This window comes from Achromobacter sp. JCM 18799 (genome assembly GCF_055395645.1).
The window spans coordinates 3644024-3657710 of the sequence record NZ_AP043866.1; the positions used below are offsets into that span (position 1 = coordinate 3644024).

The following is a 13687-nucleotide window of genomic DNA, read 5'->3' on the forward strand; positions in this document are numbered from 1 at the left end:
TTCTGTAACGGTGAGCGCCCTCAGATGACCATCGGCCTCGGTATACTCGCCGCGGGCCTTACAGGCCGATGAATACGTGTATTCCGATGGCGGGCGTCAGCGTCCAGCGGCCATAAGCAGCCGCGGTTCACCGGATATGACTCGATAATCAACGATACAAGCAGAACGATGAAAAAGAGCGTAGCGATCACCCTGGGCGTGGTCATAGTGGGAGCGGGAAGCTGGGTCGGGGCCACGTGGTACACCGGCAAGCGCATCGAGGAAAGCTCGCAGCGCCACCTGGCGGAAGCCAACGAAAAGCTGGCCAAGATCACGCCTCTGTTCGGTCTGCGCATCGATCAGCTCAAGTACGAGCGCGGCCTGTTCTCGACGCAGGCGCGTTATGGCGTGTCGCTGGTCAAGGGCGACAAGGTCGCCGAAGACCTGCCCAAGGGCATGATCGAGTTCGACGCCTCCATCGAACACGGCCCCTTCCCCAAGAGCGCGCTGGCGCGCGGCGCCATCGCGCCCAAGCTGGCGTTCACGCACGCCGAGCTCGCCAAGACCGAAAACATCAAGGAGCTGTTCGAGCTGACCAAGGGCGTCGCGCCCCTGAGCGCCGACACGATCATCAGTTTCGGCGGCTTCGCCACCTCCACCGCCAATATCGCCCCCGTGCAGATCACGCACGAAGGCAACGCCGTCAATTTCAGCGGCATGGCGATCAACGGCACCTTCGACCGCGCGCTGCAGGCCGTCACGGCGCACGCCCTGATGGAAACGCTGTCGGTGGATGGCGAAAAATCGGACGATCCCATCAAGATGCTGGTGTCCGGCCTGACGATGGACGTCAACAGCCGCATGGGCAAGTTCGGCCTGTCCATTGGCGACTCCAGCGTCAAGCTCAAGCGCATCGACGTCACCCGCCCTGGCGACGACGTCAAGGTCTCGCTGGACAACCTGGGCTATGGCGTCAAGCTGGCCGAAGACGACAAGAACGTCAACGTCGAAGCCACCTACCAGACCGGCAACATCACTCTGAATGACGTGGCCTTGGGCAACGGCCAGGCCGTGATCAAGCTCGCCAAGCTGGACGGCGCCGCCATCAAGCAGCTGTCGGACACCTACAACCAGATCGTGCGCCAGTACATGCTGGGCGCCAGCGACGAAGGCCTGAAGGACGAGCAGTTCGACGCCGTGCTGGAAAACGCCGGCAAGCTGCTCAACGGCAACCCCACGTTCAGCATCGACCCGATCAGCTGGAAGACCGACAAGGGCGAAAGCAAGCTGACCTTCGCCCTGGACCTGACCAATCCGCCCAACGTCAAGGACCTGACGCCCCAGGAGATCATGGTCAAGGCCATCAAGCAGATCGATGCCACCCTGGTCATCTCCAAGCCCATGGTGCGCGACCTGATCGTGCAGTACGCCGTCAAGAAGCAAGGCTTGACCGCCGAAAAGGCCGCCGAGGAAGCCGACGACCAGATGCGCTCGATGTCCGGCATGGCTGAAATGCTCAACGTCGGCAAGAACGACGGCGATAACATCATCGGCAAGTTCCACTACGCCGATGGCATGGGCGACCTGAACGGCCAGAAGATCCCCGCCGACGAACTGTTCTCGGGCCTGCTGGGCGCGACCGGCATGGACGACGACATGGACGGCATGGAAGAGGAAGGCGAACCGGCCGAAGGCACGGAACTTGCCGCGCCCTCCGACACCGCGTCCGTGGCCGGCTACATGCAGGACTTCGACGTGGACACCGTGACGACCATGCTGGACGACATGGTCTACAACCCGCGCAAGCAGGACGGCGACGAAGGTCCGGTCCTGATCCTGGATCCCCGCGACACCGGCGCCAGCGAGCTGCGCGTCGACTTCCTGTGCAACGACTTCACCGAGAAGTGCCATGACCTCGTCGTGACCGCGACCTACAGCAGCAAGAAGCCGGTCTCGCTCAAGGCCATCAACGCCTGGAACCAGGAATACCGCTGGACCCGCGCCTACCTGGACGACAAGAACCGGGCCGTGCTGCAGATGGACATGAACTCGGAAGGCGGCATCGGCAAGGAAAACCTGCAGATCATGCTCAACACGTTCTTCAGCATCGCGGAAGACTTCTCGGTGGCCAGCAAGGCCGCGCCGGCGAAGTAAGCCTCGGCTGACGCAAGACAAAAAAATCCCCCATCTTTCGGATGGGGGATTTTTTTTGCCTAGGGGCCCGGCTCGCGCCGGGACTCGCGGCCCACGCTCAGGCGTAGGCTTCGATCGGCAAGCAGGCGCAGACCAGGTTGCGGTCGCCGTAGGCGTTATCCACGCGGGCAACCGGCGGCCAGTACTTGGCGTCGCGCAGCGAAGCCACCGGGTAAGCGGCCTGCTGGCGCGGGTAGTCGTGCAGCCATTCCTCGGCCAGCAGCATCTGCGCGGTGTGCGGCGCGTTCTTCAGGACGTTATCCTCGGCATCGCGCTCGCCGCGCTCGACCTGGGCGATTTCTTCGCGGATCGAGATCATCGCGTCGATGAAGCGGTCCAGTTCGGCAACGCCTTCCGATTCGGTCGGCTCGACCATCAGCGTGCCGGCAACCGGGAAGCTCATGGTGGGCGCATGGAAGCCGTAGTCCATCAGGCGCTTGGCGATGTCTTCGGCGCTGATGCCGCTGGTTTCCTTGAGCGGACGCACATCGAGGATGCACTCGTGCGCCACGCGGCCATTGCGGCCCGCATACAGGACCGGATAGTGGTCGCGCAGGCGGGTCGCGATGTAGTTGGCGTTGAGGATGGCGACTTCGGTGGCGCGGCGCAGGCCGTCGGCGCCCATCAGCGAGATGTACACGAACGGAATCGGCAGGATGCCGGCCGAGCCGAACGGCGCGGCCGACACCGGGCCGACCTTGGCGTCGCCGGGCAGCTTGCCCTGCTCGTTCACCACGCCCGGCAGGTACGGCGCCAGGTGCGCGCGCACCGCCACGGGACCCACGCCGGGGCCGCCGCCGCCGTGCGGAATGCAGAAGGTCTTGTGCAGGTTCAGGTGGGACACGTCCGAACCGAACTTGCCCGGCTGGGCCACGCCCACCATCGCGTTCATGTTGGCGCCGTCCAGGTAGACCTGGCCGCCGGCCTGGTGCACCAGATCGCAGATCTCGGTGACGGCTTCCTCGAACACGCCATGGGTCGACGGATACGTGATCATCAAAGCGGCCAGCTTGTCGCCGACCTGTTCGATCTTGGCGCGCAGATCAACCAGATCGACGTTGCCGTTGGCGTCCGACGCCACCACCACCACGTCCATGCCGGCCAGTTGCGCCGAGGCCGGGTTGGTGCCGTGCGCCGACGAAGGGATCAGGCAGATGTTGCGCTGATGCTGGCCGTTGGCCTGATGGTAGCCGCGGATCGCCAGAAGGCCCGCGTACTCGCCCTGCGCGCCCGAGTTGGGCTGCAGGCTGATGTTGTCGTAGCCGGTGATCTCGCACAGCGCGGCCGACAGGCGGTCAATCAGTTCGTTGTAGCCCTGGCTTTGCGAAGCCGGCGCGAACGGGTGGATCAGCGCGAACTCGGGCCAGGTGATGGGGATCATCTCGGCGGTCGCGTTGAGCTTCATGGTGCACGAGCCCAGCGGGATCATGGTGCGGTCCAGCGCCAGATCCTTGTCGGCCAGCTTGCGCAGGTAGCGCAGCATGTCGGTTTCCGACTGCACGCTGGAGAACACCGGGTGCGTCAGGATCGCGCTTTCGCGCGCCACGCCGGCGGGGATGCCACTGGCGGCGGCCGCGTCCAGGGCGTCGATGTCGAGCTCAACGTCGTCACGTTCCAGGCCGGCGGCGAAGACATTGACCAGCGCCTGCAGGTCGGCCACGGTCACGGTCTCGTCCAGCGACACCGCCAGGCGGGCGCCGTCGACGCGGCGCAGGTTGATGTGCGCACAATCGGCGGCGGTCAGGATGGCCGGCGTCGCCGCGCCGGTTTCCAGCAGCAGCGTATCGAAGAAGGTGTCGTTGACGACGTTCACGCCCAGCTTGACCAGCTCGGCGCGCAGGATGGCGGTGCTGCGCTGCACGCGCTCGGCGATGCGGCGGATGCCGGCCGGACCGTGCCACACGGCGTACATGCCGGCCATCACGGCCAGCAGCACTTGTGCGGTGCAGATGTTGGAGGTGGCTTTTTCGCGGCGGATGTGCTGTTCGCGCGTCTGCAGCGCCAGGCGCATGGCCGGGTTGCCCTGCGCGTCCTTGGACACGCCGACCAGGCGGCCAGCCATGTTGCGCTTGAAGGCGTCCTTGCAGGCCATGAAGCCGGCATGCGGGCCGCCGAAGCCGAACGGCACGCCGAAACGCTGGGCCGAACCGATGGCGATATCCGCGCCCCATTCGCCGGGCGCGGCCAGCAAGGCCAGCGCCAGCAGGTCGGTGGCGACGGCAACGATGGCGCCTTGCGCATGCGCGGCTTCAGCCAGCTTGCGGTAGTCGGCGACGGAGCCGGTGCTGTGCGGGTATTGCAGCAGCACGCCGAAGCACTCGGGCAGGCCTTCGGCCTCGTCGCCGATGGTGATTTCAATGTCCAGGCCTTCGGCGCGCGTGCGCACGACTTCGATGGTCTGGGGATGCACGTGGCGCGAAATGAAGAACACCGGGCTCTTCGACTTGGCGCTGCGGCGTGCCAGCGTCATCGCTTCGGCGGCGGCGGTGCTTTCGTCCAGCAGCGAGGCGTTGGAGATGTCCAGCCCGGTCAGGTCGGCGACCATGGTCTGGTAATTCAGGAGGGCTTCGAGGCGACCCTGCGAGATCTCGGGCTGGTAAGGCGTGTAGGCCGTGTACCAGGCGGGATTCTCAAGAATGTTGCGCAACACCACGTTGGGCGTCTGCGTGCCGTAATACCCCTGGCCGATGTAGCTGCGGTAGACCTTGTTGCGGCCGGCGATCTGCTTCAGTTCGGCCAGCACGTCGGTTTCGCTGCGCGAGGCGGGCAGCGCCAGCGGGGCCTGGCTGCGGATCTTGGGCGGCACGACTTCTTCGATCAGGGCGTCCAGGCTGGCGCTGCCGATGACGGCAAGCATGGCGGCCTGGTCGGCGTCGGAAGGGCCGATGTGGCGGGGAATGAAGTCGGTGTGGGTGTCTAGGGCGCGCGACATGGAGAGGTCTCGGGATAGCGGGTGTCGTCGGAGGACGGACGGTATTGCATCTTGCGGACCGGGCGCGTGGCTGACGCCTGCGCGCCCGTTCCGGCCAGGCGGCTTAGCCGTTGGCGACGGCTTCGTAGCCGGCGGCGTCGAGCAGCTTGTCGGCGTCGGCGGCGTTGACCGGCTTGATCTTGAAGATCCAGGCGGTGAAGGCCGATTCGTTGATCAGGTTGGGATTGTTTTCCAGCTCTTCGTTGAACGCGACGATTTCGCCGGCCACGGGAGCGTAGATGTCCGAAGCGGCCTTGACCGATTCGACCACGCCAGCGGTTTCACCGGCGTTCAGCTTGGCGCCGACCTTCACGTCGCCAACGAAGACCAGGTCGCCCAATTGATCCTGGGCGGTATCGGTGATGCCGACGACGAACACGTCGCCTTCGGCTTTGACCCATTCATGAGACTCGGTGTACTTGCGATCGGTGGGCAGACTCATGGGAACTCCTGAGGGAATACGGGTAGATGAATGGTGTTGCGCGCCTCGCGCGGGCGGCCGTCGCCCCAGGGGCCGGCGGCTCGCGCGAAGCTTCGAGTTTACGAGTGTTCGACCGCTTTGCCGTTACGCACGAACGGCAATTTGCAAGCCAGGGCGGGCACCCATTTGCCGCGGATGTCGACCTCGACCGTGTCGCCCGGCTTGACGCCTTGCGGCAGGCGGGCAAAGCCGATCGACACGCCCAGCGTCGGCGACATGGTGCCGCTGGTGAGCTCGCCCGTGCCTTCCTTGGTGCGCACGGCCATATGCGCGCGCATCACGCCGCGCTCTTGCAGCTTCAGGCCGATGAAGGTGGCGGGCGTGGCGAACTGTTCCAGCGCGTCGCGGCCGATGAAGCGGCGCTCGGCGCTCTTCAGGGACACGGTCCAGGTCAGCCCGGCCTGGTCGGGCTGGGTCAGCTCATCCATGTCCTGGCCGTAGAGATTCATGCCGGCTTCCAGGCGCAGCGTGTCGCGCGCGCCCAGGCCGCAGGGACGCACGCCCTGGGCGACCAGGTCGCGCCACAGCTGCACCACGTCGGCGGCGGGCAGCACGATTTCAAAACCGTCCTCGCCGGTGTAGCCGGTACGGGCCACCAAGGTGTCGTCACCCACGCGGGCGGCCACGAAGGGCGTCAGCGGCTCGCTGGCGGCCTGCCAGGCCGGGCGCGCGGCCCAGACCTTGGCGCGGGCGTTCGGGCCTTGCACGGCCACCATGGCCAGGTCGCGGCGCGGGGTGATGGCGACGTCGAACTGGCCGGCCTGCTTGACGCGCTGCATCCAGGCGACGTCCTTGTCGGCCGTGCCGGCATTGACCACGACGCGCCATTCGTCGGCGGCGAAGAAATAGATGATCAGGTCGTCGATCACGCCGCCTTGCGGGTTCAGCATGCAGCTGTACAGCGCCTTGCCGGGCACGGTCAGCTTGGACACGTCGTTGGCGACCAGACGCTGCAGGAAGGCGAACGCGTCCGGACCGGCCACGTCGACGTTCAGCATGTGCGACACGTCGAACATGCCGGCGTCCTGCCGCACCGCGTGGTGCTCTTCCAGTTGCGAACCGTAGGCCAGCGGCATGTCCCAGCCGCCGAAGTCGACCATGCGGGCGCCAGAGGCGATGTGTTCTTCAGCCAGCGGGGTGCGTTTGAGGGTTGCGGACATGCGCGGAAACTCCGGGGCGGCAGTGTTGCCAGGGTTACGGAATGCCAGTGGTGCCAAGCGGGGTGCGCTTGTACAACGGCTGAATCTTCCGCCCCTCTGTCCTTTTGCCTGAGAGTTGCCCCGCATGGCGGGTTTGCACCTTCGGCGCCTGGGCTGCTCGCTATGTCCCTAGTTCAGGGGCGGCGCCAGGTCTCTCCAGAGTACTGTTTTGCCGCGTCCGCGCGGTAAAAAAACCGGGACAGGGCAAGCATGGGCGGTATGGGTTACCTGAGCGATTCCGGGCGAATTGCGCCTTCGGCGGCGGCCGGACGTACAGGCCGCTCTCTCCCGCAACATGCGTGACAGCGGCGCAAGCATACAACGAAAGCCGCAGCCAGGGAATGCCTGCGGCGGCCTCAGCCCAGCGCCGTGTCCAACAACATCATCAGCACGAAACCCAGCATCAGCCCGCAGGTCGCGTAGACCTCATGCCCCTTGCGGTGCGATTCGGGGATGATCTCGTGGCTGATCACGAACAGCATGGCGCCCGCGGCAAAACCCAGGCCCCAGGGCAGCAGCGGCTCGGACCAGCCCACCACGGCGGCGCCCAGGACCGCGCCCAGCGGCTCGACCAGGCCGGACAGCATGCCCAGCGCCACGGCAAACGCGCGCTGGTAGCCCGCCGCCAGCAGCGCCACCGCCACCACCAGCCCTTCGGGAATGTCCTGGATAGCAATGCCGGTGGCCAGCGCGGTGCCGCGCATGGCGTCGTTGCCCGCATAGCCCACGCCAATGGCCAGGCCCTCCGGCAGGTTATGCAGGGTGATGGCGAAAACGAACAGCCAGGTACGGCGCAGGCGGTGCGCCTCGATGCCTTCCCGGCCCTTGATGAAATGCTCGTGCGGCAGGGTACGGTCCATGAGCAGCAGCACCGCCGCGCCCAGCAACACGGCAGCGCCCACCGTCAAGCCGGCGCCCCAGGGGCCATAACCCAGGTCGCGGCCCGCCGCGATGCCCGGCGCCACCAGCGAAAAGGCGCTGGCGGCCAGCATCACGCCGGCGCCGAAGCCGAACATGCTGTCCTGCATTTTCTGGGGGATGGTCCGGGCGAACAGGATGGGCAAGGTGCCCAGGGCGGTAGCGCCAGCTGCGACCAGTCCGCCCAGAAGGGCATCGCCCACGTGCGGCGCACGCACGTCCAGATAGACCCACAGCTAGTGCAGGCCCAGGCAGGCCACCAATACGGCCAGGGTCCACACGCTGATGCTGGTGGCCGCCGGCCGCACGCGATGACGGCTGAAGGTATTCATGTGCCGCTGCCCTCCTTGCGAGAGATGCGCTCAGCGCTGGGCCGCCGCGTAGCGGCGCGCCACTTCAGGCCAGTTCACGACATTGTAAAAGGCGCCGATGTACTCGGGCCTGCGGTTCTGGTACTTCAGGTAGTAGGCGTGCTCCCACACGTCCAGCCCCAGAATGGGCGAGTTTCCGTGCATCAGGGGGCTGTCCTGGTTGGCGCTGCTTTCCACCACCAGCTTGCCGGCCGGTGTGACCGAAAGCCAGGCCCAACCGCTGCCAAAGCGGGTCAGCGCGGCCTTGGTGAACGCATCGCGGAAGGCGGCCTGCCCGCCCAGCTCGGAGTCAATGGCCGACGCCAACGCGCCATCCGGCTCGCCTCCGCCCTCGGGCGACATGACCGACCAGAACAGGCTGTGGTTCGCGTGGCCGCCGCCATGGTTGCGCACGGCGCCGCGTATGGCTTCGGGCAACTGCTCCAGCCGCGCCACCAGGGACTCGACCGGCTCGTTGGTGACGATGTCCGCGCCTTCCAGCGCGGCGTTCAGGCTGTTGACGTAGGTCTGATGGTGCTTGCTGTAGTGGATCTCCATCGTCATCGCGTCGATGTGGGGTTCCAGGGCGTCGTAGGCATACGGCAGGGGCGGGAGGGTATAGGCCATGCATGTCTCCGTGAGATCCGCCCCCGATTCAGGGCTTGGATATATATCGAAAACATAAATGATAAGTATTTTTATTTGATATAACAATGGCAGGTTTCCAATACCTGCCATAGCGCCGGCCTATCGGCGCCCTGTCCCGCCTGGGGAAGCTAGAGCGCCTTGCCGCAGGCCACGCCCGAGGCCCAGGCCCACTGGAAGTTGTAGCCGCCCAGCCAGCCCGTGACGTCCACGGCTTCGCCGATGAAATAAAGACCGGCGACGGTCTTGGCCTGCATGGACTTCTGGTCCAGGCCGCGCGTGTCCACGCCGCCGCGCATGACTTCGGCCTTCTTGTAGCCAGCGGTGCCGCTGGGCACCAGGCTCCACTGATGGATGTCCTGCGCCAGCGCGCGCAGGGTCTTGTCCGGCGCGTCGGCCAGGCGCAGCGCCGCCAGGCCCGGCTTGCCGCCCTGCTCCGCCAGGTGCAGCCAGCGGTCGGCCAGGCGCTTGGGCCAGAGGCCCGCCAGCACGGTATGCAGCTGCTGCCGGTTGCCCGACTTCGACGCCAACAGTTCTTCCGCCAGATCGCGGCCAGGCGCCAGATCGATCACGATGGGTTCGCCAGGCTTCCAGTAGCTGGATATCTGCAGAATGGCGGGGCCGGACAGGCCACGATGGGTGAACAGCAGGTCTTCGAGGAACTCGCCGCGCGCCTTGCCCTGCCCCGTGTGCAGATTGACTTCCAGCGCCACGCCGGACAATTCGGACAGGGACCGCCATTGCTCGGCATCGAAGGTCAGCGGCACCAGGGCGGGCCGCGGTTCCACGACCTTCAGGCCGAACTGCCGCGCAATCCTCAGGCCGAAATCGGTGGCGCCCAGTTGGGGAATGGCCATGCCGCCGGTGGCGATCACCAGTTTCGCGGCGCGGATCGGGCCTTGGCTGGTGCGCAGCTCGTAGCCCTGCTCGCCATGGCCGATCTCGGCCACCGAGCATCCCATGCGCCACTGCACCCTGCCCGCGTCGCACTCGGCGCGCAGCATTTCGATGATGGATTCGCTGGAATCGTCGCAGAACAGCTGGCCGCGATGCTTCTCGTGCCAGGCGATGTGGTGGCGCTTCATCAGCGCCAGGAAATCCTGCGGCGTGTAACCCGCCAAGGCCGAACGGCAGAAGTGCGGATTGTCGGAGAGAAAGTTGGCGGGGCCGGCGCCGATATTGGTGAAGTTGCAGCGGCCGCCGCCGGAAATGCGGATCTTCTCCGCCAGGCGCTCGGCGTGGTCGACGAGCACCACGCGCAAGCCGCGCTGGCCGGCGACCGCGGCACACATCATGCCCGCGGCGCCGGCGCCGAGTACTGCTACATCGAACATCAGTCTTCGATCAGGCAGTCGACGTAGTAGCGCTTTTCGCCGTCCGGACCCACTTCGTCGGCCAGGCCGTGGATGTAGGTTTCGAAGCCCGGGAAGCGCTGGTTGAACTCGCGCGCGAACTGCAGGTACTGGACGATGGTGCGGTTGAAGCGTTCGCCCGGGATCAGCAGGGGGATGCCCGGAGGATACGGCGTCAGCAGCACGCCAGTGACGCGGCCTTCGAGCTTGTCGATGTCGACGCGCTCGACCTCGCGGTGCGCCATGCGGGCGAAGGCGTCCGACGGCTTGAGGGCCGGCACCATGTCGCTCAGGTACATCTCGGTGGTCAGGCGGGCCACGTCGCGGGCGCGGTAGGCTTCGTGGATCTCCTGGCACAGGTCGCGCAGGCCCATGCGCTCGTAGCGGCGATGGTCGCGGCAGAATTCCGGCAGGATGCGCCACAGCGGCTGATTACGGTCGTAATCGTCCTTGAATTGCTGCAAGGCGGTCAGCAGCGTGTTCCAGCGGCCCTTGGTGATGCCGATGGTGAACAGGATGAAGAACGAATACAGGCCGGTCTTCTCGACCACCACGCCATGCTCGGTCAGGTACTTGGAGACCAGCGCGGCGGGAATGCCGGTTTCGCCGAAGCTGCCCGACATGTCCAGGCCCGGGGTGATGATCGTGGCCTTGATCGGATCCAGCATGTTGAAGCCTTCGGCCATTTCGCCGAAGCCATGCCAATGGTCGTTGGACTCCAGGATCCATTCGTCGCGGTTGCCGATGCCTTCAGAAACCAGGCGATTCGGGCCCCAGACCTTGAACCACCAGTCGTTCTTGCCGAACTCGGACTCCACCTTGCGCATGGCGCGGCGGAAGTCCAGGGCTTCGCGGATGCTCTCCTCGACCAGCGCGGTGCCTCCCGGCGGTTCCATCATGGCGGCGGCCACGTCGCAGGACGCGATGATCGCGTACTGGGGCGAGGTGGACGTGTGCATCAGATAGGCTTCGTTGAAGACGTTGCGGTCCAGCTTGCGGGTCTCGGACTCCTGCACGATGATCTGCGAGGCCTGCGAGATGCCGGCCAGCAGCTTGTGCGTGGAGTGGGTGGCGAACACCATCGCGTCCTGGCTGCGCGGGCGGTCCTGGCCGATGGCGTGCATGTCCTGGTAGTACTCGTGGAACGAGGCGTGCGGCAGCCAGGCTTCGTCGAAGTGCAGCGTATCGACATAGCTGCCCAACTGCTTCTTGATCATTTCGACGTTGTAGATGACGCCGTCGTAGGTGCTCTGCGTCAGCGTCAGGATGCGCGGATTCTTGTTCACCGCTTCGCGCGCGAAGGGGTTGGCCTCGATCTTCTTGCGGATATTGTCCGGGTGGAACTCTTCCAGCGGGATCGGGCCGATGATGCCCAGGTGGTTGCGCGTGGGACGCAGGAACACCGGGATCGCGCCCGTCATCGTAATGGCGTGCAGGATCGACTTGTGGCAGTTGCGGTCCACCACCACCACGTCGCCCGCGGCCACGTTGGCATGCCACACCACCTTGTTGGAGGTGGAGGTGCCGTTGGTCACGAAGAAGCAGTGGTCGGCGTGGAAGATGCGCGCGGCGTTCAGTTCGGATTCGGCCACGGGGCCGGTGTGGTCCAGCAGCTGGCCCAGTTCGTCCACGGCGTTGCAGACGTCGGCGCGCAGCATGTTCTCGCCGAAGAACTGGTGGAACATCTGGCCCACCGGGCTCTTCAGGAACGCCACGCCGCCGGAGTGGCCGGGGCAGTGCCAGGAGTACGAGCCGTCCTGCGCGTACTTGACCAGTTCGCGGAAAAACGGCGGCGGCAGGCTGTCGACGTAGCTGCGGGCTTCGCGGATGATGTGGCGCGCCACGAATTCGGGGGTGTCCTCGAACATGTGGATGAAGCCGTGCAGTTCGCGCAGGATGTCGTTGGGAATGTGCTCGGAAGTGCGCGTCTCGCCGTACAGGTAGATGGGGATGTCGGCGTTGCGGAAACGCAGCTCGCCGATGAAGGCGCGCAGGTTCTTGATGGCGCTGGCCACGTCCTCGGGCGAATCCACGTCGAACTCTTCGTCGTCGATCGACAGAATGAAGGCGCTGGCGCGGCTCTGCTGCTGGGCGAACGAACTCAGGTCGCCGTAACTGGTCACCCCGATCACCTCGACGCCCTCGGCCTCGATCGCCGCGGACAAGGCGCGGATACCCAGACCGGACGCGTTCTCGGAACGGTAGTCTTCGTCGATGATGAAAATGGGGAAGCGGAATTTCATGCAGGCGCTCCTGGGGGCAAGGCGGGTTCGGACGCGTAACGCGGCGCGAGTGTACTTCTAGTAAAAATCCGCCTGATGACAGACGGCGCGAGCACCCGCCAGGGCGGCGGGAATGGCCGAATTGTAGGGCTGTTTTTCTTACAGTCCTAAGGGAAATCCCGGAATGGCCCGGACGGCCGTTGTCATCGCGCCAAAAGCGGACGTTTTCAGCACAGAGAGCCGGGCCGCGCCGGGGAGCAAACCGGGCGCCCGAAGCCCCGGGACGCTAGCGGATGGTGCGGGCTTCGCCCGCCTGCAAGGCCATCAGGAACTGTTCGAAATAGGGCGGGATGGCCTCGGCGGAGCCGTAGCGGATGCGCCTTTCGACCTTGGCGATGGCGCCGAAGCAGACCTCGGCTTCGGGTTCGCCGCAGACCAGCACCACCGGGTCCTCGTCGTCGCACACTTCGTAGAGACCGCCATACGCGCGGCGTCCCACCTCGTAGAGGTAGGCGGCGGCGCCGACGGTCTGCATGGGAGTAAGAGGCAAGGTCCCGAGATGGGCGGCCTCCAGCGCCTCGTCCAGCGCATGGACGCTGGACGGCGTGTAATCCAGCACGGCGCCGGCCGATCCGGCTGCCTGGACGAAGTCCTGCGCAGCACCCGCCACGCGCGCCACGAACTCTTCCTGGACTTCGTCGCGCTTGGCGTCCTGGTTTGTCTTGAGGAAACCGAACATCATTGGCTCCTTTGTGAAAACCGCAAGCGGCGTTAGGACCATTATAGGCAGCGTGTCCCCCTATACTGCCCAATCCACCGCCGAACGTTCCCTATTCCCAACACTTGCCGACCATGTCCCCGATCTCCGTCCGACGCCTTGTTCCCGCCGACGCCGCGCCGCTGCGCCAATTGCGCCTGGACGCCCTGGTGGAAACCCCTGAATCGTTCGGATCGAGTTACGAAGAGGAACACACGCTGACATTGGAGGATATCCGCGGCTGGATCCAGCCTTCGGACGACAGCGCAATGTTTGGCGTGTTCTGCGGCGAGACCCTCGCCGGCATGGTCGGCGTGGGCCGCCAGCGCAAACTGAAGATGCGCCACAAGGCGCACATCTGGAGCATGTACGTGGCGCCGGCGCAGCGCGGCCAGGGCCTGGCGCGGCAACTGATGCAGGCGGCGATCGCCCATGCAGCAGGCATGCGCGGCATCCGCCAGGTGCAGCTGAGCGTGACCGCCAACAATCAGGCCGCCACCGCGCTGTACCTGAGCCTGGGCTTTGCCGAATACGGACGCGAGCGAGAAGCGCTGTGCGTGAACGGTGAACTCTACGACGAAGCGCTGATGGCGCTGCCGCTGGCCGGCAAGTAGCGGTGC

General features: G+C 65.6%; 9 protein-coding genes, 1 pseudogene and 2 riboswitches. Of the genes and pseudogenes, 2 read left to right on the forward strand and 8 right to left on the reverse strand.

Features of this window, described 5'->3' with window-relative positions; genetic code table 11:
• Positions 1–168 precede the first annotated feature (168 nt).
• Positions 169–2133, forward strand: coding sequence for a DUF945 family protein (locus ACZ5YA_RS17180; protein ID WP_059371312.1), 1965 nt, complete (start codon positions 169–171; stop codon positions 2131–2133).
• A 97-nt stretch (positions 2134–2230) separates the two neighbouring features.
• On the opposite strand, the gene gcvP is transcribed toward ACZ5YA_RS17180, so the two are convergent.
• From gcvP to ACZ5YA_RS17220, 8 genes and pseudogenes are all read right to left on the reverse strand, one after another.
• Entirely contained in the window at positions 2231–5104 is a 2874-nt protein-coding gene (gene gcvP, locus ACZ5YA_RS17185) for an aminomethyl-transferring glycine dehydrogenase (RefSeq protein ID WP_118931388.1), read from the reverse strand.
• Positions 5105–5207: 103 nt separating this feature from the next.
• The gene (gcvH, locus tag ACZ5YA_RS17190) at positions 5208–5585 is read right to left on the reverse strand and encodes a glycine cleavage system protein GcvH (RefSeq protein ID WP_042795177.1); all 378 of its coding nucleotides are present in this window, start codon (positions 5583–5585) and stop codon (positions 5208–5210) included.
• 98 nt (positions 5586–5683) lie between these two features.
• Positions 5684–6784, reverse strand: a complete 1101-nt coding sequence (gene gcvT, locus ACZ5YA_RS17195; RefSeq protein WP_464090950.1) for a glycine cleavage system aminomethyltransferase GcvT — start codon at positions 6782–6784, stop codon at positions 5684–5686.
• An 86-nt stretch (positions 6785–6870) separates the two neighbouring features.
• A riboswitch (glycine riboswitch) is annotated at positions 6871–6993 on the reverse strand.
• A gap of 35 nt (positions 6994–7028) precedes the next feature.
• A riboswitch (glycine riboswitch) is annotated at positions 7029–7124 on the reverse strand.
• Between the two features lie 55 nt (positions 7125–7179).
• Positions 7180–8073 (reverse strand): annotated as a pseudogene (locus ACZ5YA_RS17200) (ZIP family metal transporter).
• Positions 8074–8103: 30 nt separating this feature from the next.
• Positions 8104–8718, reverse strand: coding sequence for a superoxide dismutase (locus ACZ5YA_RS17205; protein WP_464090951.1), 615 nt, complete (start codon positions 8716–8718; stop codon positions 8104–8106).
• A 149-nt stretch (positions 8719–8867) separates the two neighbouring features.
• Entirely contained in the window at positions 8868–10070 is a 1203-nt protein-coding gene (locus tag ACZ5YA_RS17210) for a BaiN/RdsA family NAD(P)/FAD-dependent oxidoreductase (RefSeq protein WP_464090952.1), read from the reverse strand.
• Positions 10070–12331 carry an arginine/lysine/ornithine decarboxylase gene (locus tag ACZ5YA_RS17215; protein ID WP_054451997.1) on the reverse strand — a complete coding sequence of 754 codons (2262 nt, stop codon included), beginning with the start codon at positions 12329–12331 and terminating at the stop codon, positions 10070–10072. The genes ACZ5YA_RS17210 and ACZ5YA_RS17215 overlap by 1 nt, the downstream gene beginning before the upstream one ends.
• Positions 12332–12596: 265 nt before the next feature.
• A complete protein-coding gene (locus tag ACZ5YA_RS17220) occupies positions 12597–13049 on the reverse strand; it encodes a hypothetical protein (RefSeq protein WP_059371486.1) in 453 nt (150 codons plus the stop codon).
• A gap of 113 nt (positions 13050–13162) precedes the next feature.
• On the opposite strand from ACZ5YA_RS17220, the gene ACZ5YA_RS17225 reads away from it, so the two are divergent.
• A complete protein-coding gene (locus ACZ5YA_RS17225) occupies positions 13163–13681 on the forward strand; it encodes a GNAT family N-acetyltransferase (RefSeq protein WP_059371306.1) in 519 nt (172 codons plus the stop codon).
• Positions 13682–13687 lie beyond the last annotated feature (6 nt).

Coding starts and splice junctions, on each gene's coding strand:
- gcvP (WP_118931388.1), bottom strand. CDS start 5,104: ATGTCGCGCGCCCTAGACACCCACACCGACTTCATTCCCCGCCACATC.
- gcvT (WP_464090950.1), bottom strand. CDS start 6,784: ATGTCCGCAACCCTCAAACGCACCCCGCTGGCTGAAGAACACATCGCC.
- ACZ5YA_RS17220 (WP_059371486.1), bottom strand. CDS start 13,049: ATGTTCGGTTTCCTCAAGACAAACCAGGACGCCAAGCGCGACGAAGTC.
- ACZ5YA_RS17205 (WP_464090951.1), bottom strand. CDS start 8,718: ATGGCCTATACCCTCCCGCCCCTGCCGTATGCCTACGACGCCCTGGAA.
- ACZ5YA_RS17215 (WP_054451997.1), bottom strand. CDS start 12,331: ATGAAATTCCGCTTCCCCATTTTCATCATCGACGAAGACTACCGTTCC.
- ACZ5YA_RS17225 (WP_059371306.1), top strand. CDS start 13,163: ATGTCCCCGATCTCCGTCCGACGCCTTGTTCCCGCCGACGCCGCGCCG.
- ACZ5YA_RS17210 (WP_464090952.1), bottom strand. CDS start 10,070: ATGTTCGATGTAGCAGTACTCGGCGCCGGCGCCGCGGGCATGATGTGT.
- ACZ5YA_RS17180 (WP_059371312.1), top strand. CDS start 169: ATGAAAAAGAGCGTAGCGATCACCCTGGGCGTGGTCATAGTGGGAGCG.
- gcvH (WP_042795177.1), bottom strand. CDS start 5,585: ATGAGTCTGCCCACCGATCGCAAGTACACCGAGTCTCATGAATGGGTC.